The following is a 15,754-nucleotide window of genomic DNA, read 5'->3' on the forward strand; positions in this document are numbered from 1 at the left end:
TCCCTTATTACGCTTTTACAAGAAATAGCGGTTGTCCATACTCAACAAGCTGTCCGTTATTAACAAGAATCTCAACAATTTCGCCCTCTACATCTGCGTCAATTTCGTTAAATAATTTCATAGCTTCAACAATACATACGATAGAATCTTTCGATACTCTGTCCCCAACACTTACATATTGAGGTGTATCAGGCGAAGAAGAGGAATAAAATGTCCCTACCATCGGTGATGTGATTTTATGTAGGTTTTCATCTTGAACAACTTTCTTCTCTTCTTGTTTTGGCGCTTCTACTTGCGCTGCCGCTACTGCTGTTTCTACTTCGACAGATGCTGCTGGCTGTACTACCTGTTTCGTTACCGGTGCTTGCACAGTAACTACTTCATTACCACGTTTTTTCATTTTGATTGTTGTACCGTCTTTTTTGTATTCAAATTCATCAATATTAGAGCTATCAATTAATTTAATTAATTCACGAACTTCTTGAATTTTAAACATGTAAAATCCACTCCCATACTCTTGTTTGTCCCGTTTTTACAGATTGGCATCAAACTGATTTACTGTAAAAATACGATGTATTCTATTAGAAAATTTATTCCTATGACATTTACTAATAGAAATATTTACTATTCCCATCTTACGCTAAATTTTTTAAACATTCCAATTTATATTTCTTTATTATAAATCGAAACTCCTGTAAAAATATTATTCCACCAAAAAATTATTACCTAGTAATAATACCAAGTTTCACACAAAATTGGCAAGACCACTTCCTAAAAAACATTCTTTACTTTTTCAAAACTGCAAAGTGTAAAAACGTAATTCCCTCAGCATTCTTCATTTTATCCACGGTAAAAAAACATATTTTTACCAAATATTATTTTTTTGTTTACGCGCCGTTCATTCTTCCTTCATAAAAGAATAGTATGTTCAAAGTGTAGCAAATTTATTGTAGTGAGGTGCGGACATATGATATGGCTCATCCTGTTCTTGCCTGCCGTAGTGATTTGGACATTGGTCCTCTTCATTCACGTCAAATCTGGAAAAACTAATCACCATCATCACGAACCATTAATCTTTTACTCACAGCGTATTTCCCCGTTTCCAATTGAAAATACTAAATACAACTGCAAAGATGAAATAGAAAAAAGCTATCGAAAACGATAGCTTTTTTCTATTATTCTTTTATCTAATTTGAAGCAGCAACACCTATTATAATTTCAATTTATTTTACTGATGGATCAAATTTCACACCTACATCTTTTGAACCACCTTCACTTCTTACGAGCTGAATAATTTTATTCGCTTCTTTTTGTGAATGCTTTGCCGATTTAACTGTTACTTTAATGTCTGTTCCATCAGCTCTTACAAGAGCATCCTTATATCCGCCTTGAGATTTAATCACTGTCTCAAGTAATTGTTGCTTCGTTTCCATCGTAGTGATTGCATCAAGATTATCTTTCGCTTTACTCTTTTCTTCTGCTGAAGATTTTGATGACTTCATTACATTTTGTAACTTTTCTTTCTCTACACTACGCTGATCTTCCATTTGCATACGTAGCGCTGTAAAATTCTCATCGCTTGATTGAACTGTTACGCTAGCCTCTTTTTTACTTGCTTCTTTTTTGTCATTCTCTTTCTTGTCTGTTTCTTTATTTGTAGTTTCCTTGCTTGTATTTTCTTTTGTTGTCTCTTTATTTGTAGTTTCTTTCGTTGTTTCTTTTGTAACTGCTTTATCAACGCCTTGCTTTTCTTGTCCCATCTTTTCACCCGTTGCCGGTGCTGCTGTATTCATTTTATCAGGAGTTGTTACGTAATAAACAGATAGTACAACCACTAAACTTAACATCGTTAATAGCCAAACCGTTTGTTTTTTTAACACTTTATTTCCTCCCTATCAATTTTTCGGTGATACTGAAACGCGATGAGCTGGTACATCTAATAATCGCGTCACAGCTTCTTTTACCATTGCTTTTATTTGTATATTATCCACTCCCTTTGCTACGACCAGAACACCTCGTACTTTCGGTTTCTCTGTTCGCAAAACAATTGGAGTTTCTTTATCACCTTCACGTATAATGACTGTCTTTTCATCAAGAGACTCGTCTTCTACTTCCCTTTTCCCGCCTGCTTTATCAGTTTCACCTGTCGTTTGTGAACGTTTTACTGTATTTTTCTCGAGTATTTTTTCTTCAGATGAATCTAAGTTCACTTTAATAGTTACATCTTTTACTCCGGCTATCTCTTCTAAAGAAGCTTTCAATTCTTGTTCATACGCTTTTTCGTATTTTTCTACATTTGACATATTATCATTGTTTTTTTGACCGAAAGTTGGTACATCTTTATCTTGGCTTTGACTTGTCTTTTCTTTAAACACAGGCACTTCTTCTTTTTTAGGTGATAAGAAATTACTAGAAAACATAAGCGCAATCCCAAGTATGAGTAGGACAAGCAAAAACTTAGGTGTTACCTTTTTCCCCTTCTCATTACTTTCTTTTCCATCCCCATTTAATAGGTTTCGAAAAAATGAGAACCTCGAATTTTTATCTTTATTGTCCATTTACGCTACCTGTCCTCCCTTCCATCTGAACTTGGATTTGTTTATCCTCTAGTTGCCACCTGCTTGAAAAGAAATCTTTCATTTCTACATTCGTTTCTTCTATTTTTTTTGGAGGTTCTTTCATATTAATTTCAATTGGCTTTACTGTTTCGATTGCATCCTTTTTACTACGTTCTTTTTCTTTCAACGTCACAACAACAGATTGAATATCTTTCGCTGACTTTACTTCTTCTGCATGTTCCACTGCGACTATTTGTATTTCAGAGACTGTCATACCATACTTTTTCTCAAACTCTTTTCCTACGTCTTTTTTCATTTTGGTAGCCATCTCTTCTAAACTATATGCACGTGTTAGAGCTTGTATTTCTTTTTTCTTCGAATCTATCGAATTTTTTACAGATCCATCTGCTACGTACTTTTCCTCATTGAAATTTGCGATAACTTCATTTACATCTGTTTGTAACAACTTAAATAGAGGCGTTAAAATTAATACGACTAACAATAGACTTACAACGAATTTAACGTACTTTTGCAAATTTGAATTTGGAAGAATAAGATGAAGCATTGTCGCTAAGAGTAAAAAAACGATAATATTTCTAATCCACTCTGTAACAAATTGCATACTCTTCACCTCCTACCGCATCATGAGAGTAATGTTCCCGGCAGCAATAATAATTGTGATACTTAAAAAGAACATAAATGATACGATAGCTAAGCAAGCAAATACGTAAATGATACTTCGTCCAATGATATCTAAACATTGAATAATTGCTCCTCCGCCTACTGGTTGCAATACTGCTGCTGCGAATTTATAAATAAACGCGATACAAAAAATTTGAATCGCTGGGAAAGCGACAATTAAGCATAAAATAACGAGCCCGATAATTCCGACTGTGTTTTTTAATAATCCAGATGCACTAATAACAGTATCCGCCGCCTCAGTAAACATCCTTCCTACTACAGGAATGAAATTTCCTGTTACAAATTTAGCCGTTTTCACAGCTATACCATCAGCAACGGCTGACGCTGTTCCCTGTACAGATAATACGCCTAAAAAAACCGTCAAAAAGATACCAATAATCCCAACACTAACGTTTTGCAAAAGCTTGGACAATTTCGTAACTTTATATTGATCACTCATCGTGCTTACAATACTTAATATAGTTGCAAGTAATAAAAGTGGTAGAACGATATAGTTCATAAGAAGCCCACTCGTATTCATTAAGAAAATGATGATTGGATGAAAAAATGATACAGAAACAACACCGCCGCCTGTTGCTACGAGTGCAAGTAAAATTGGTAATAGCGCTAGTATAAAATCTACCATTGTTTGTATCGTCTCTCTTGCATATGTCATAACGACATAAAAACTATTTAAAGCGAAAATAATAAGTACCATGTATACGACTGCATCAGCGATTTTACTCACGCTACTCTTTGAAAAAGCAGATTGCAACGATTGCAACAATGCACTGAAAATCGTGAGCATAATGAGCGTTCCAAGTAACTTTCCATTTGCAACAAGCTCATGAAATAAATATTTTAGTAGACCTATCATCCACTCTTTTATGGAAAACTCTTTTTCTCCCTTTACAAACTCCATAAAGCTTCCTTTTTGACTCTCTGGTAAATAGCCTCCATACTTTGTAACAAGCCCGTCCCAAAATTGCTTCACATCTTCAATTCCGAGCTTATCCAATTGTTGATCAACGACGTTTGTTTCTATAGGAGAAGCTTGTACAACAATCGGTAAAGAAAAGAAAAGGAAGCAAGCAAATAATAGCTTAGCTCCAAACTTCCTCAACATTCACTCCCCCTTATCCCGTAGGTAAAAAACCGAGAATTGTTTCAATTACAACCGTCAAAATAGGAATTGCCATGACGAGAATTAAGATTTTCCCAGCTAATTCAATTTTCGAAGCGATTGCACCTTGACCAGCATCCTTTGTAATTTGCGCACCAAACTCAGCGATATAAGCAATCCCTATAATTTTCAATAACGTTTCTACATATACGTTGCTAACCTTCGCTTCACTCGCCACTCTCTCAATCATTTGTAAAATAGAATGAATTTGATCGATTAAGAGAAGAAACATCATGCTACCAATGAACACAATAAATAACGATGTAATACTAGACTTATGCTGATTTAAAACAGCAGCTAAAAATGTAGCAACGAGGCCTAATCCGACAATTTGTATAATTTCGATTCGAACCGCCTCCTTTACTGGAAGAGAAAGACACTTTTAATCTTGTCGAATAGAGTATTAATTAAAAATGCAACATGAAACAAAATAACGACAAAACCGACAAGGATAACCCAATTTGCAATATCCTCTCGCTTTAATTCTTTTAGTACAGTATGAATGAAAGCTAAAACAATGCCGATTCCGGCGATTTGAAATATTAATCCAACATCAATGGACATCGCCTTTCTCCCCCCTATAGCAGTAAAATTACGATAAGTAGCCCTGCTAGTACCCCTAAACTCTTTATCATTTTTTCATATTGTAGTTGTAATGCTTTCGCTTCTCCTTCTTCTCTCTCCAAATGTGTAATACATAAGCGAATATGTTTTTGCTGTGATTCACGATCATGTTGTCCAAGTGTTTCACCAAATTGTTGTAAGATTTCATACTCGGTTTGTTTAAACGCCGTTAACGTCCAGTTCTCCTTCAAACTATCAATCCAAGCTTCTCTAACTGTTTGCTCCCCGTCCTCTAGCCGTTTCGAAAAGCTTTGAAATATCCAATTTAACGGCTTCGGCATTTGTTTGACTAAACGCTCTGCAGCCTCAGATAACGGCGTGTGTCCATACATAATTTCAGCTTCTAATGATTGCAATGCTGCCTTCAATAACCTAAGTTGCCGCGGTCTCTCACTGTACCTTTTAGCGTATGAAAATCCGAAAAAAGTGCTAACAGCAACTATTAATACCGCACCAAATATTTTCACCATACGCCTTGAACCTTTCTATGGGATAATACTGGTTTTCCATCTCTATCTTTCACTTGCATAACTGTTCCTGGCCCTCTCGCTTTTGATAATTCCACAAACCTATCAAATACACCAAGTTCCAGCACCGCCTGTAACGATGGACGTTTCACAACATCATCATAAGAAAATCCATGTGCACTTATAAAAAGCTGAACACCTGCATGTACCGCCTCCATAATCGCTTCACTATCTTCTTTACGTCCAATTTCATCTACGATTAATATGTCTGGGCTCATAGAACGAATCATCATCATCATTCCTTCAGCTTTTGGACAAGCGTCTAATACATCTACTCGCACGCCAAAGTCATATTGCGGGATTCCTTTCACACAGCCCGCAATTTCTGATCGTTCATCAACAATCCCCACTTTACATGAAGGAATTTTCGAAGCACTTACACCTTGACTCATACAGCGTGCTACATCTCTTAAAAGTGTTGTTTTCCCCGTTTGCGGTGGGCCAATTACCATCGTGTTTAACCATCGCGATTCATAAAGATATGGCAGAAGCGGCTCAGCAATCCCTATTTTTTGACGGGCAATACGAATATTAAAAGAAGAGACATCTCGAATCATTTTCACTGCGCTTTTTTCTGTAATGACTTTTCCAGCTAGGCCAATTCTATGTCCTCCTCGTAGTGTCACATATCCACGTTTCAATTCCTCTTCCATCGTATAAATTGAGAATTGACTTAATTTATTCAATAAATGGATTGCATCTTCCGCTGTAGCGATATAGTCATAGAAAAACACTTCTCCATGTGCAATACACTCTAGTGGCCTTCCAATTCGAACGCGAATTTCCTCTAGAGTATCGTATTGTTTACAGCCTTCAACTAACTGTCTCATCGCTTTCGGTAAAACTTCTAATACTTCTTTCATAAGCTTCTCCCCACTATACTCGACTTACTATTTCAACAACGCGATAAAAATGCAGCCAATTCCAAGCGCTAGAAAAAAGAGTTTCAAGAAAGAAATCTCACTTGCTACACTCGCTATGCCAATTGTCATTGTTAAAATTAATACGGTCGGTCCAACAAACGCCAACATACCATTTATAAACAATGCTTTCTTCGCATCATTCACGTAAAGCATAAGCAAAGCGGCGAATATTTCCGCGCTTCCTGAAAACAACCGAAGTAATCCCATAACAAGCACGGATGTTTCCATTGCCGCTAGCCACTGTTTCATTCTCCCACCTTCTCCCATAACAGTTACTACTTCCTTATTCTGAAAAAGAATATATTTGTACAACCATATGCAGAGGTTGTCTATTTCAGAAGTAAAAACATAATTTTTCTCTATCGACTTAATCTAAAACTGAATATTCTAATTAATTTATGGTATATTTAATAGAAAAGGAGCATAGATGATGAAGCAAGTTACTTTATTACCGCTCGATTTACGATATGCAAATGTGATTTTTGAGCTATCAAGCAATCCACATGTAAAAAATGCATTAGGGCTAAAAGTAGAATCAGTGGAAGATACAAAAACATTCATTCTTTTTGCAATTGAAGAGGAACGAAAAAAGCACTCCTTATCAAGAGTGATTGTAAATGAAGAAAATGAAATAATTGGCCTCACCACACTTAAACATATTAATTATGAGAAAAAGCAATCTCACATTGGCAGTTGGATCGGCTATCCATACTGGGGAAAAGGATATAACGAGGCCGCTAAAAAAGAAATCTTTAAAGTTGCTTTCTTAGACTTACAACTCACATACGTATTCGCTGGTGCCAAAACGACTAACATTCGCTCTTTAAAGGCGCAAGAGAAACTACCTTATATTTCATTGCATGTGGAAAACAAGTTTCCAGGCGAACATGCTGCACTTGAGAAAGAAGTAAAGTCACCTTGCTCACTACATGTCGTATCACGCAAGAATTTTTCAAATTGGTTGGAAGTACAAAATGAGGGGGGAAAATATGAAAGGATTGAAAATTAGTTTAACAATTGTAGTAGAATTAGCTATTATTTATCTTTTTTCAAAAATGGTCGGCTGGTCATTTATGGAGAGCTTTTTCCTTGGCAGTCTAGCAATATTTGCAATTACGTGGTTAATTATTATGAGTACCTTTAGAAATAACAATATGGATCATGCAACGAATAAAACTTTTACCGGTATTGAAACTGGTGAAATACGCCCGTTTCAAATTGTTTTGACTCCATATATTATGGGTACCCTTTCACTCGTCACAGTTAGTTTTGCTATAACTGCAATTTACTATCTGCCCTATTTCCTATAAAAAAAGCACTCGTGATAATCACGAGTGCTTTTCTACTATGCACGAGAAACGTATTTACCTTCACCAGTGTTGATGATAAGCATTTCGCCTTCGTTAATGAAGATTGGTACTTGTACAACAAGACCAGTTTCTAATTTAGCTGGTTTTGTTACGTTAGAAGCTGTGTCACCTTTAATACCAGGCTCTGTTTCTGCAACTTTTAATTCAACTGTGTTCGGAAGTTCAACACCAAGTACTTCATCTTGGTATGTCATAATAGATACTCCCATGTTTTCTTTTAAGAATTTCAATTCGCGCTCGATTTGGTTTTCACCAAGTTCGATTTGCTCATAAGTTTCGTTATCCATAAATACGTGAGACTCACCGCTCGCGTATAAGTATTGCATACGACGGTTTTCGATGTGTGCTTTTTCTACTTTTTCACCTGCACGGAATGTTTTCTCTTGAACAGATCCTGTGCGAAGGTTACGTAGTTTAGAGCGAACGAATGCAGCACCTTTACCTGGCTTTACGTGTTGGAAATCCATTACTTGCCAAAGGGCATTGTCCACTGAAATTGTTAAACCTGTACGAAAATCGTTTACTGAAATCATGTAAAAAAATCCTCCTGTGTATTACAAAATAATAAGTTCTTTTGGTGATTTCGTTATTACTTCATTACCTTCACTTGTTACAATGATATCATCTTCAATACGTACCCCGCCAACACCTGGAATATAAATACCTGGTTCTACTGTTACAGCCATACCTGGTTCAAGTACTGTATCAGAACGGAACGCTAAACCTGGTGCTTCATGGATTTCAAGACCGATTCCATGACCAGTAGAGTGTCCGAAGTATTCACCATATCCTTTTTCCGTTATGTAATCACGCGTTAATGCATCAGCCTCACGACCCGTTAAACCAGCTTTAATACCGTTCACACCACGTAGTTGTGCTTCTAAAACGATATTATAAATTTCTTTTAATTTATCAGATGGTTCACCGACTGCAATCGTACGAGTAATATCAGAGCAATATCCTTTGTAATAAGCGCCGAAGTCTAATGTAACGAAATCTCCTTTTTCTATCACTTTTTCAGATGCCACGCCGTGCGGTAATGCCGAACGAAGACCTGAAGCAACGATAATATCAAACGAAGAAGATGTTGCTCCTTGTTTTCTCATGAAAAATTCAAGTTCATTTGACACTTCAATTTCAGATACTCCCGGGCGAATGAATGATAGAATATGCTCAAAGGCAGCATCTGCAATCTGTGCAGCTTCCTTTAATATCTTAATCTCTGAATCAGTCTTTATCAAGCGTAACTTTTCTACAAGCCCAGAAGTTGGGATGAATTCAGCTTCGATCGCTTCATTATGCGTTACGTAAGAGCTATATGTAAGAGTATCTTGCTCAAAGCCTAGCTTTTGAATTCCAAGTTCTTTAACTTGTTTCGCAACTTCATCAAGAATTAATCCTGGATGCTGCACTATTTCGTATCCAACTGCTTGCTTACTAGCTTGCTCTACATAACGGAAATCTGTAATAAATAGAGCACGCTCTTTTGAAATTAGTACAACACCAGCTGTTCCTGTGAAATTCGCCATATATCTACGGCTATGTTCATTCGTTAATACGATACCGTCAATACCAGCCTCATCAAACGCACTTCTTAATCTCTCGATCTTTTCCATTACTTTATGCCTCCCTCAATTTCTCCATTAATGCAAATAACGCTAGCTTATAACCATAAAAACCAAATCCAACAATTTGTCCCGCACAAACAGCCGCTGTCACAGATTCATGACGAAACGACTCACGCTGATGAATGTTAGAAATATGTACTTCAATAACTGGAATCGAAATGCTCGCAATTGCATCTCGAATCGCATAGCTATAATGCGTAAATGCTCCAGGATTTAAAATGATCCCTTCATATATATCTTCAGCCTCATGAAGACGATCGATAATAGCACCTTCATGATTCGATTGGAAACATTCTAACTCCACTCCCATTTTCTCTGCTTCGTGTTTCATATCTGTTTCAAGCGTCGCTAACGTTCCTTTTCCGTATACATTTACTTCCCTAACGCCAAGGCGATTTAGGTTAGGACCATTTACGAGGAGTAACTTTTTCATTTTCTTAAAGCTCCTTAATATTAAAAAATGTCTATACGACATTTTAACATAGGAATCACTTATTTGAATAGTTTGTCTTCTCGACCCCTTCTCCTCTATTTGTATTATTCGATTCGAATGCTACAGAATAGGAAATAAAAACACCATATAATATAAAGAGACATATTGTCGTTACAATTGTTTCTTTCGGTAAATGGAGTGCACTTTTAATAACAGGTGCCATTAGCCCCATCCCCAAAAATAATAATGCCCACCAAAACAAACCGTATAGTACGCCAGGGAATACTCCTTCAAACTTTTTAAAAAGGGCTTTATAGAGAAATGCCACTAAAATTGAAAGAAGTCCCATACAAACGATACCTAGTACATTTCCCCAAACCCCTTCTTTCCAATCTCCAAATGCAAACGGTAAAAGTAAATAGTTAGGTCCAGCTTCTGTAAATGAGAATATATGAAGGAAATACCATATACCTCCCCAAAATAAGCCACCAAATAAACCAATTTGTACAAAGTTTCTTATTGTTGATTGTTCTTGATTCACATTGACACCTCCGCACACTAGTATGCCCGAAACTATTTTGAGGCATGTTTAAATCCTGCAAAATTTGTCTATAAAAAGAATAAGAAATGTCCGACTCTCGTAACATTTTCCCTTGTCATCTGCCTGTATTTGTCGATAAAATAAAGGAAACTCGGTGATTGTCTTATTTCAAGATGACAAAACCAAGTATGACAATTGCCTCTTTTTCTACATAAGAGAGAAACAAATACAGGTTGGTGTTAACATGGCAGAAGAGTCAAAACAAATATATGGCGGGCAGGCAGTCATAGAAGGAGTTATGTTTGGCGGTAGAGAATATACTGTTACAGCGGTTCGTCGTAAAGATAAATCGATTGAATTTTATCGTTTACCACGCGTTCGTAATAAAGCATTGTCTCTATTAAAGAAAATTCCATTTTTACGAGGTATTGCCGCTATTGTGGATGCAAGTGCGAACGGAGCGAAACATTTAAACTTTGCTTCAGAACGATTTGATGTCCACCCAGAAGAAGATGAACAACTTGCAAATAAAAAAGAAGAACAATCAAAATTAACGATGGTATTAGGAGTTGCAGCAGTTGGCGTTTTATCGTTCATATTCGGTAAAGTAATTTTCACAGCAGTTCCTGCACTTTTAGCTGAATTAACGAGACCGATTTTCCCATCTCATACAGGGCAAATCATTGTCGAAAGTGTCATTAAGCTCATGCTATTATTGAGCTATATATACTTCATTTCTTTAACCCCACTTATTAAGCGGGTATTTCAGTACCACGGTGCGGAACATAAAGTAATCAATGCTTATGAGAATAATCTTCCACTGACTGTAGAAAATGTTCAAAAGCAAACTCGCCTCCATTATCGCTGTGGCAGTAGCTTTATTATATTTACAGTCATTATTGGAATGTTTGTCTATTTCCTCGTCCCTACAGATCCACTTTGGGCAAGGGTAGTAAACCGAATTTTATTAATTCCAGTTGTTCTCGGTATTTCTTTTGAAGTATTACAATTTACCAATCGATTACGAGATGTCCCTGTTTTACGAGTACTTGGATATCCAGGATTATGGCTGCAACTATTAACAACGAAAGAACCAACAGATGATCAAGCGGAAGTTGCAATCGCATCGTTTGAAGAATTATTACGTTTAGAAAACAAACAATAATTATTTAAAAATGGTGTTCAACTCCTTTCCTCATCGTTAATATACTAATTTTAATATATGTTTTTAGGAGGTGTCCCTTATGAACGGTCGTTCGTTTACATTCGCTATATTTGTGCTTATTATCGGATTGGCAATATTCGGCCTTGTTTCATCTGTTATTACAAATCCAATGGAAGTATTGAAAAACATTGGTATCATGTTAGCTGTCGTCGGTATCTTTTACTTACTCTACAAAATGTTTACAAACTCTAGTGGTTCTGCAAATTCGCAAAGCTCATATAAGCGTGCAGCGAAACAATCGAACCGCAAACACGGGAAACAAAATGTAGCACCCCTAAGCAATTCTTTCTTGAAACGAAATGCTTCTGATGACAAGGGGAAAAAGGGTAATTCTCCATCGTTGAAAAGAAAAAGAAAACAATCTCATTTAACTGTCATTGAAGGTAAAAAAAACAAAAAGAAAGACCGTGCTTCCTTTTAGGAAATACGGTCTTTTTTTATCCCGGTTGGTGCGGGGCTAATAATCAGTGGAAGATGCGAAAAACCCTACTGATTAAAGTTTCACTTTATATGTTGAAGCACTTCTTTCAAACTTTTCTCTTTCATACTTTCGATACGAAGGTGATGGTTTTCAAATTGCAAATTTCTTGTCACATCATTAGGTACGACGACACACTTTAATCCTGCTGCCACCGCTGCTTTCAATCCATTCAATGAATCTTCAAATACAACAGCTTCTGATGGTTCAATTTCTAATTCTTCTATCGTAACTTTATAAAGAGCTGGATCTGGTTTTACCTTCTCTACATCTTCTCGCGTTTTAATCACTTCAAAATAATCTCTAATTTGTAGCTCTTCTAAAAAACGAACGACCCACTCCCTAGATGAACTAGAGGCTAATGCGATTTTCAATCCAAGTTCTTTCGCTTCTTCTAAATATTCTTTTACCCCGTCACGCGCTTTTGGTATTTTCATTTTCTCTTTATGTAAAGTTGTTACTTTTCCCTTTAATGCATGCTCGTTAAATTTTTCTTTTAATTGCTCTTTTAAATATGCATAAAGCACTTCATCTGTCGTTCCAATACATTTTGCAAATTCCCCTAAAGGTAACTCGCCGCCGTATTCACGAACAGCATCTCTGAAAGAGTGAAACCATATTGTTTCTGTGTCCACAATTAATCCATCAAAATCAAAAATAATTGCTTTCATTATTCTCCCGTCCTTTTCGATTGAAATAAAAAAGGAAACGCCACACGTTCCCCTTAATTACTTTTCTCTTCATTTGCTTTTTGAACACCACGAAGTGTTTTTACTCGAACTTCATCTTGTTCAAAGTATTGTACTAAATCACCGATACGGTCAATTGATTCCCAACTTAAATGATGTTCAATTCCTTCTACATCATTATAAATTTTGCTTTCATCCACACCGATAATGCGCATAAACTGTTCTAACAATTCATGACGATATACGAGACGTTCTCCGATTTTTTTACCTTTTGATGTTAATACAAGCCCTCTATATTTTTCATAAATTAGATATTCGTCTTTGTCTAATTTTTGTACCATTTTTGTTACAGAGGATGGATGTACACTAAGCGCTTCAGCAATATCAGATACACGGGCATAACCCTTTTCATCAATCAACAAATAAATTTGTTCAATATAATCTTCCATACTAGGGGTAGGCATCGGTTTCCTCCATCCAATTTCATTTTGCTTATTCCGTACGAAGCAATCAATAAAATGATACACCAGAAAGAATAACGTGACAAGGTGGAAACGAGCCTAAATATATAAAACAAAAAAAGAATCCAGATTCCCCTTATGTAAAATATTGAATTTCTGCATCGGGAAAATACTCATATATATAACCTCGTATTGTTTCTTCTAATACTTCCACATCATCCTTTTGATATACATATTTCCCAATACCGTATCGTCCCCATTTATATTTCCGCTTCTCTTCATCCATTTCAAGTTTCGTATTCGGATAACGTTCTTGAATGACTTTTTTGGCTGGTTTCGTAAAACGATGTTGAATTAATTCGAACGTTAAATTTGGTATCTTCATGTCTTTTAACGCATTGTACAATCGTTCAAACAATTCACGGTACCCTTCTTCCCACCCTTCATGCATATAAATTGGCGCAACAATAAAGCCAAGAGGATAATTAGCCCCCGCTACTTTACGAGCAGCCTCAATTCGCTCTTCAAATGGCGATGTCCCTGGTTCAAAATTTTTAATAACATAACGTGAATTAATACTAAATCGAAAACGCGTTTTCCCATTATGCTTTGCATCTAATAAATGATCAACATGCGAATATTTCGTAACGAAACGCAAACGTCCATGTTCACTTTCTCCGATAAACTCTATCGCCCGTTTTAATGCATGTGTCAAATGATCAATTCCAACGATGTCTGATGTACACGCCGCTTCAAATCTTGTTATTTCAGGGGCCCTTTCATCCATATATTGCTTTGCCTTCTCAAAGATTTCATCTAGATTCACATACACCCTTACGTAAGGTTTACTCCCAAGTGTCGTTTGCAAATAACAATAATGACAATGTCCCATACACCCTGTTGCAAGCGGAATTGCATATTCAGCTGAAGGTTTTGATGTATCGAACTTTAACGTCTTCCTCACCCCAACGACAAGTGTTGCTTTTGCATTACGATACTTTTGCAATTCATTTTCCCCTGGAAAATTTCTAATTTGATTGTGTGATGTCGTTTCACGGATTTCTAATCCCATCTTCGTAAACTTCTCATAAAGCTCTTTTCCAAGCGGATATTCGAGTGCCCTCGGTTCAAAGTAAACGAGTTTTGGCATAAATGGTTTCATGTGCTTCCCTCCTCTCATTAGTATGGGAAGCACATGAAAATTAACACAGATTAAAGTTTTCCACTTCAGTAACTTGCGTTGCAAGTTACTGACTGTTATAATTTGGATAACAGCTACCTTGCAAGGCAAGTTACCTGGATAAAAGGTGGTGAAATCATGCACAGCCAAATGTTAAAAGGTGTACTAGAAGGTTGCATTCTATATATCATTTCACAAGAAGAAGTGTACGGATATGAACTAAGTACAAAATTAAATAAACACGGCTTTACATTCGTAAGTGAAGGAAGCATCTATCCTTTATTGTTACGCATGCAAAAAGAGAAACTTATTGAAGGTACATTAAAGGCTTCCTCTCTGGGACCGAAGCGAAAATATTATCACGTAACTGATAAGGGATTAGAACAACTTGAAGAATTTAAAAAAAGTTGGGGAATGGTTTCAACGACGGTAAACAACTTATTACAAGGGGAGTGATAGGGATGAAAGCGAAAGACATGGTTGAATTGAACAATAAAAAACGCGAGCTTCTAACACCTGAAAACGAAGCTGCTTACGGTGATATGCTAGTATATCTCCGATTCTCTAACGTACCCGAACAAAAATTAGAAGAAATTTTATTAGAAATATTAGATCATCTCATCGAAGCACAAGCAGAAAATAAAAATGCTTATGATATTTTCGGAAATGATTTACGATCTTACTGTGATGAACTTATATCAGCTTTACCAACCCAAACAAAGCTAGAAAAAACTTCTTTAATCGGTTTTGTTATTAGCTTACTTCTTGCTATACAGTTTGGAATAGATGCACTTGTTTCGACTTTCATTTTAATCTTCGGGAAGAATATCGAACAATTAAGCCCAGCTTTTAGCATCCCTGGAACCACTTTGTTCGTTTCACTTATTATACTAGGTATACTTTTCATTTTATATTTATTAAAGCGCTATTCCTTTAATCAAAAGATGAATTGGAAAAGAAGGATTCTATTTGGATTCGCATTTGCTACTCCATTTTGTTCAGCTGTATTTTTAAATGTCTATTTTAAAAAACAACCTTATCTCATTTATCATCTAACCTTTTGGCAAAACGCCTTAATCGCTATCCTATTTTTTATTTTATATAAATTACTATACAAAAAATCAAATTTTTAACAGCCCTTCAAACGGCTGTTTTTCTTCTGTATAATTTTACAAATTGAAAAATTTCATAAAGAAAATAAGAAAAATGCAAAATAATTAAAGTTAATTGTTGACGTGATGCTTTTATTATCG

At 36.1% G+C, this 15,754-nt stretch carries 24 protein-coding genes; 7 read left to right on the top strand and 17 right to left on the bottom strand.

Annotated features, from left to right (window positions below; all coding sequences use genetic code 11):
• Positions 1–7 precede the first annotated feature (7 nt).
• Positions 8–496 carry an acetyl-CoA carboxylase biotin carboxyl carrier protein gene (gene accB, locus QCI77_RS21395; RefSeq protein WP_002033941.1) on the bottom strand — a complete coding sequence of 163 codons (489 nt, stop codon included), beginning with the start codon at positions 494–496 and terminating at the stop codon, positions 8–10.
• 471 nt (positions 497–967) lie between these two features.
• Here accB and QCI77_RS21400 point away from each other — a divergent pair, with 471 nt between their 5' ends.
• The gene (locus tag QCI77_RS21400) at positions 968–1,165 is read left to right on the top strand and encodes a hypothetical protein (protein WP_012261697.1); all 198 of its coding nucleotides are present in this window, start codon (positions 968–970) and stop codon (positions 1,163–1,165) included.
• 58 nt (positions 1,166–1,223) lie between these two features.
• Here the strand turns inward: QCI77_RS21400 and QCI77_RS21405 are convergent, their stop codons facing one another.
• From QCI77_RS21405 to QCI77_RS21445, 9 genes are read right to left on the bottom strand one after another with little or no spacing between them, the layout of a single operon-like run.
• The gene (locus QCI77_RS21405) at positions 1,224–1,880 is read right to left on the bottom strand and encodes a SpoIIIAH-like family protein (protein ID WP_353825454.1); all 657 of its coding nucleotides are present in this window, start codon (positions 1,878–1,880) and stop codon (positions 1,224–1,226) included.
• A 15-nt stretch (positions 1,881–1,895) separates the two neighbouring features.
• Positions 1,896–2,558, bottom strand: a complete 663-nt coding sequence (gene spoIIIAG / locus QCI77_RS21410; protein WP_002088572.1) for a stage III sporulation protein AG — start codon at positions 2,556–2,558, stop codon at positions 1,896–1,898.
• A complete protein-coding gene (spoIIIAF, locus tag QCI77_RS21415) occupies positions 2,548–3,180 on the bottom strand; it encodes a stage III sporulation protein AF (protein WP_353825455.1) in 633 nt (210 codons plus the stop codon). The genes spoIIIAG and spoIIIAF overlap by 11 nt, the downstream gene beginning before the upstream one ends.
• 12 nt (positions 3,181–3,192) lie before the next feature.
• Positions 3,193–4,365, bottom strand: a complete 1,173-nt coding sequence (spoIIIAE, locus tag QCI77_RS21420) for a stage III sporulation protein AE (protein ID WP_002067101.1) — start codon at positions 4,363–4,365, stop codon at positions 3,193–3,195.
• A gap of 10 nt (positions 4,366–4,375) precedes the next feature.
• Positions 4,376–4,759, bottom strand: coding sequence for a stage III sporulation protein AD (gene spoIIIAD / locus QCI77_RS21425; protein ID WP_078172833.1), 384 nt, complete (start codon positions 4,757–4,759; stop codon positions 4,376–4,378).
• A 23-nt stretch (positions 4,760–4,782) separates the two neighbouring features.
• Positions 4,783–4,986, bottom strand: a complete 204-nt coding sequence (gene spoIIIAC, locus QCI77_RS21430) for a stage III sporulation protein AC (RefSeq protein ID WP_000020914.1) — start codon at positions 4,984–4,986, stop codon at positions 4,783–4,785.
• Positions 4,987–5,000: 14 nt separating this feature from the next.
• Entirely contained in the window at positions 5,001–5,516 is a 516-nt protein-coding gene (gene spoIIIAB, locus QCI77_RS21435; protein WP_002088574.1) for a stage III sporulation protein SpoIIIAB, read from the bottom strand.
• Positions 5,510–6,436, bottom strand: a complete 927-nt coding sequence (gene spoIIIAA, locus QCI77_RS21440) for a stage III sporulation protein AA (RefSeq protein WP_002143102.1) — start codon at positions 6,434–6,436, stop codon at positions 5,510–5,512. Before spoIIIAA ends, spoIIIAB begins: the two co-directional genes overlap by 7 nt.
• A gap of 27 nt (positions 6,437–6,463) precedes the next feature.
• Entirely contained in the window at positions 6,464–6,745 is a 282-nt protein-coding gene (locus tag QCI77_RS21445) for a YqhV family protein (RefSeq protein ID WP_000816054.1), read from the bottom strand.
• Positions 6,746–6,926: 181 nt separating this feature from the next.
• Between QCI77_RS21445 and QCI77_RS21450 the strand changes: the two genes are divergently transcribed.
• Positions 6,927–7,505, top strand: a complete 579-nt coding sequence (locus tag QCI77_RS21450) for a GNAT family N-acetyltransferase (protein WP_181150761.1) — start codon at positions 6,927–6,929, stop codon at positions 7,503–7,505.
• Positions 7,486–7,806, top strand: coding sequence for a hypothetical protein (locus QCI77_RS21455; RefSeq protein WP_002129051.1), 321 nt, complete (start codon positions 7,486–7,488; stop codon positions 7,804–7,806). Before QCI77_RS21450 ends, QCI77_RS21455 begins: the two co-directional genes overlap by 20 nt.
• Positions 7,807–7,841: 35 nt before the next feature.
• Here the strand turns inward: QCI77_RS21455 and efp are convergent, their stop codons facing one another.
• Genes efp through QCI77_RS21475 form a run of 4 tightly spaced genes read right to left on the bottom strand, consistent with a single transcriptional unit; the run spans position 7,842 to position 10,468 of the window.
• Entirely contained in the window at positions 7,842–8,399 is a 558-nt protein-coding gene (gene efp / locus QCI77_RS21460; RefSeq protein ID WP_002190649.1) for an elongation factor P, read from the bottom strand.
• Between the two features lie 21 nt (positions 8,400–8,420).
• A complete protein-coding gene (gene pepQ, locus QCI77_RS21465) occupies positions 8,421–9,482 on the bottom strand; it encodes a Xaa-Pro dipeptidase (RefSeq protein ID WP_002033991.1) in 1,062 nt (353 codons plus the stop codon).
• 4 nt (positions 9,483–9,486) lie between these two features.
• Positions 9,487–9,927 carry a type II 3-dehydroquinate dehydratase gene (aroQ, locus tag QCI77_RS21470; protein ID WP_002015049.1) on the bottom strand — a complete coding sequence of 147 codons (441 nt, stop codon included), beginning with the start codon at positions 9,925–9,927 and terminating at the stop codon, positions 9,487–9,489.
• 55 nt (positions 9,928–9,982) lie between these two features.
• Positions 9,983–10,468, bottom strand: a complete 486-nt coding sequence (locus tag QCI77_RS21475) for a YqhR family membrane protein (RefSeq protein ID WP_353825456.1) — start codon at positions 10,466–10,468, stop codon at positions 9,983–9,985.
• Between the two features lie 244 nt (positions 10,469–10,712).
• Here QCI77_RS21475 and QCI77_RS21480 point away from each other — a divergent pair, with 244 nt between their 5' ends.
• Together QCI77_RS21480 and QCI77_RS21485 are read left to right on the top strand one after the other, a co-directional pair.
• Positions 10,713–11,633 carry a DUF1385 domain-containing protein gene (locus tag QCI77_RS21480; protein ID WP_002015047.1) on the top strand — a complete coding sequence of 307 codons (921 nt, stop codon included), beginning with the start codon at positions 10,713–10,715 and terminating at the stop codon, positions 11,631–11,633.
• A 79-nt stretch (positions 11,634–11,712) separates the two neighbouring features.
• Positions 11,713–12,114 carry an SA1362 family protein gene (locus QCI77_RS21485; RefSeq protein WP_002015046.1) on the top strand — a complete coding sequence of 134 codons (402 nt, stop codon included), beginning with the start codon at positions 11,713–11,715 and terminating at the stop codon, positions 12,112–12,114.
• An 80-nt stretch (positions 12,115–12,194) separates the two neighbouring features.
• On the opposite strand, the gene QCI77_RS21490 is transcribed toward QCI77_RS21485, so the two are convergent.
• The 3 genes from QCI77_RS21490 to splB form a co-directional block, all read right to left on the bottom strand.
• Positions 12,195–12,842: an HAD family hydrolase gene (locus QCI77_RS21490; protein ID WP_002033993.1), complete on the bottom strand. Its 648-nt coding sequence runs from the start codon at positions 12,840–12,842 to the stop codon at positions 12,195–12,197.
• Between the two features lie 53 nt (positions 12,843–12,895).
• On the bottom strand, positions 12,896–13,324 hold the full coding sequence (gene mntR, locus QCI77_RS21495) for a transcriptional regulator MntR (RefSeq protein ID WP_002143106.1): 429 nt from the start codon (positions 13,322–13,324) through the stop codon (positions 12,896–12,898).
• A 133-nt stretch (positions 13,325–13,457) separates the two neighbouring features.
• On the bottom strand, positions 13,458–14,483 hold the full coding sequence (gene splB / locus QCI77_RS21500; RefSeq protein WP_353825457.1) for a spore photoproduct lyase: 1,026 nt from the start codon (positions 14,481–14,483) through the stop codon (positions 13,458–13,460).
• Between the two features lie 156 nt (positions 14,484–14,639).
• On the opposite strand from splB, the gene QCI77_RS21505 reads away from it, so the two are divergent.
• Positions 14,640–14,957, top strand: coding sequence for a PadR family transcriptional regulator (locus QCI77_RS21505; protein ID WP_000556081.1), 318 nt, complete (start codon positions 14,640–14,642; stop codon positions 14,955–14,957).
• A gap of 5 nt (positions 14,958–14,962) precedes the next feature.
• On the top strand, positions 14,963–15,634 hold the full coding sequence (locus QCI77_RS21510) for a DUF1129 family protein (RefSeq protein WP_353825458.1): 672 nt from the start codon (positions 14,963–14,965) through the stop codon (positions 15,632–15,634).
• The last annotated feature ends 120 nt before the right edge of the window (positions 15,635–15,754 follow it).

The organism is Bacillus cereus group sp. MG9, from assembly GCF_040459995.1.
In the GTDB taxonomy this organism is placed as follows: domain Bacteria; phylum Bacillota; class Bacilli; order Bacillales; family Bacillaceae_G; genus Bacillus_A; species Bacillus_A mycoides.

Excerpts from the sequence above, each read along its gene's own strand:
- spoIIIAB (WP_002088574.1), bottom strand. The coding sequence starts at position 5,516 with ATGGTGAAAATATTTGGTGCGGTATTAATAGTTGCTGTTAGCACTTTT.
- spoIIIAF (WP_353825455.1), bottom strand. The coding sequence starts at position 3,180 with ATGCAATTTGTTACAGAGTGGATTAGAAATATTATCGTTTTTTTACTC.
- spoIIIAG (WP_002088572.1), bottom strand. The coding sequence starts at position 2,558 with ATGGACAATAAAGATAAAAATTCGAGGTTCTCATTTTTTCGAAACCTA.
- aroQ (WP_002015049.1), bottom strand. The coding sequence starts at position 9,927 with ATGAAAAAGTTACTCCTCGTAAATGGTCCTAACCTAAATCGCCTTGGC.
- QCI77_RS21485 (WP_002015046.1), top strand. The coding sequence starts at position 11,713 with ATGAACGGTCGTTCGTTTACATTCGCTATATTTGTGCTTATTATCGGA.
- QCI77_RS21455 (WP_002129051.1), top strand. The coding sequence starts at position 7,486 with ATGAAAGGATTGAAAATTAGTTTAACAATTGTAGTAGAATTAGCTATT.
- mntR (WP_002143106.1), bottom strand. The coding sequence starts at position 13,324 with ATGCCTACCCCTAGTATGGAAGATTATATTGAACAAATTTATTTGTTG.
- QCI77_RS21450 (WP_181150761.1), top strand. The coding sequence starts at position 6,927 with ATGAAGCAAGTTACTTTATTACCGCTCGATTTACGATATGCAAATGTG.
- QCI77_RS21480 (WP_002015047.1), top strand. The coding sequence starts at position 10,713 with ATGGCAGAAGAGTCAAAACAAATATATGGCGGGCAGGCAGTCATAGAA.
- QCI77_RS21490 (WP_002033993.1), bottom strand. The coding sequence starts at position 12,842 with ATGAAAGCAATTATTTTTGATTTTGATGGATTAATTGTGGACACAGAA.
- QCI77_RS21445 (WP_000816054.1), bottom strand. The coding sequence starts at position 6,745 with ATGAAACAGTGGCTAGCGGCAATGGAAACATCCGTGCTTGTTATGGGA.
- spoIIIAE (WP_002067101.1), bottom strand. The coding sequence starts at position 4,365 with ATGTTGAGGAAGTTTGGAGCTAAGCTATTATTTGCTTGCTTCCTTTTC.
- splB (WP_353825457.1), bottom strand. The coding sequence starts at position 14,483 with ATGAAACCATTTATGCCAAAACTCGTTTACTTTGAACCGAGGGCACTC.
- QCI77_RS21505 (WP_000556081.1), top strand. The coding sequence starts at position 14,640 with ATGCACAGCCAAATGTTAAAAGGTGTACTAGAAGGTTGCATTCTATAT.
- QCI77_RS21510 (WP_353825458.1), top strand. The coding sequence starts at position 14,963 with ATGAAAGCGAAAGACATGGTTGAATTGAACAATAAAAAACGCGAGCTT.
- QCI77_RS21400 (WP_012261697.1), top strand. The coding sequence starts at position 968 with ATGATATGGCTCATCCTGTTCTTGCCTGCCGTAGTGATTTGGACATTG.
- spoIIIAC (WP_000020914.1), bottom strand. The coding sequence starts at position 4,986 with ATGTCCATTGATGTTGGATTAATATTTCAAATCGCCGGAATCGGCATT.
- efp (WP_002190649.1), bottom strand. The coding sequence starts at position 8,399 with ATGATTTCAGTAAACGATTTTCGTACAGGTTTAACAATTTCAGTGGAC.
- accB (WP_002033941.1), bottom strand. The coding sequence starts at position 496 with ATGTTTAAAATTCAAGAAGTTCGTGAATTAATTAAATTAATTGATAGC.
- pepQ (WP_002033991.1), bottom strand. The coding sequence starts at position 9,482 with ATGGAAAAGATCGAGAGATTAAGAAGTGCGTTTGATGAGGCTGGTATT.
- spoIIIAA (WP_002143102.1), bottom strand. The coding sequence starts at position 6,436 with ATGAAAGAAGTATTAGAAGTTTTACCGAAAGCGATGAGACAGTTAGTT.